The following is a 1,298-nucleotide window of genomic DNA, read 5'->3' as shown; positions in this document are numbered from 1 at the left end:
GACCCGAGACCCGAGACCCGAGACCCGAGACCCGAGACCCGAGACCCGAGACCCGGGCCCCGAGACCCGAGACTCAAGACTCGAGACCCGGGCCCCGAGACCCGAGGCCGGATCCGCAGGACGCGCTGACGGGGCGCCTCCGGGAACGTCTCGCTCCGGGTGCGTGGACGCCTCAGCTCCTCCGTAGCGCGGTGAGGGGGGCGGCGAGCTCCCGCCACTGGTCCTCCGGCACGCCGCGCTTCTCCGCCGGCAGGGTTTGGACGGCGACGTGGTCGGCGCCGGCGTCGAGGTGCGCCTGCACCCGGGCGACCACGGTGTCGACGTCGCCCCAGGCCACGAGGGCGTCGACGAAGGCGTCGGACCCGCCGTCGGCCAGGTCGGACTCGTCGAACCCGAGGGTCTTGATGTTGTTCACGTAGTTCGGCTGTGCCAGGTAGGTCGCGGTGTAGCGGCGGCCGATCTCGCGGGCCTTCGCCGGGTCGGTCTCCAGCAGGACGGCCTGCTCCGGGCAGAGGAGCGGCTCCGCGCCGAGGGTCTCGCGGGCCCGGGCGGTGTGCTCGGGCGTGACGAAGTAGGGGTGCGCGCCGTCGGTGCGCTCGCCGGAGAGCTGCAGCATCTTGGGGCGCAGCGCGGCGAGGACGTAGCGGACCGGGGTGGTCGGCCGCTGGGCCGTGTAGGGTGCCGCGTCGATGCCGTCGAGGTACTCGCGCATGGCGGTGAGCGGCTTGTCGTACTGGTGCCCGCGCAGGCCGCTGACCAGGTTCTGGTGGCTCACCCCGAGCCCGATGAGCACCCGCTCCGGGTAGGCCTCGGTGAGCGCCTTGGTGGCGCAGGAGGTGGCGACCGCGTCGCGCGCCCAGATGTTGGCGATGCCGGTGGCGCCGATCATCCGCTCGGTGGCCGACAGCAGCATCGACAGGTGGACGAAGGGGTCGCGGCCGGCGACCTCGGGGATCCAGAGGGCGCCGTAGCCCAGCGACTCCAGCTCGGCCGCGAGCTCCCGGGCCCGGGCGGCGGGGACGACGTCGAGGGCGCCGGTCCAGAGGCCGACGGCGGGAAGCGCGAAACGTGATCTCGTGTCCGTCACGCTCCGGACTCTAGGAGACTGCGGAAGGGCGCCGGTCGTCGCGAGCGGCGGCCAGGTGGTGTCCGCGCACGGCGGAGGCTGCTCATACCGGGCGTACCCGCAAGGCCGCCGACGCAGCGCAGGCGCCGCGTAGTAGGCCGGGGCCCTTCCGCAGTCTCCTAGGTGGCTGGTGTCGAACGGTCGGTTCGGCAGTGTGGGCTGCTCGGTTGGC

The 1,298-nt window shown here is 73.5% G+C and carries 1 protein-coding gene; it reads right to left on the bottom strand.

Annotated features, from left to right (window positions below):
- Positions 1 to 172 precede the first annotated feature (172 nt).
- A complete protein-coding gene (locus tag LWC33_RS34635) occupies positions 173 to 1,087 on the bottom strand; it encodes a TIGR03620 family F420-dependent LLM class oxidoreductase (RefSeq protein ID WP_233308933.1) in 915 nt (304 codons plus the stop codon).
- Positions 1,088 to 1,298: the final 211 nt, after the last annotated feature.

The sequence above is a fragment of the Pseudonocardia terrae genome (assembly GCF_021343995.1).
Classification (GTDB): Bacteria; Actinomycetota; Actinomycetes; order Mycobacteriales; family Pseudonocardiaceae; genus Pseudonocardia; species Pseudonocardia terrae.
This window is presented reverse-complemented; position numbering and strand designations above follow the sequence as displayed.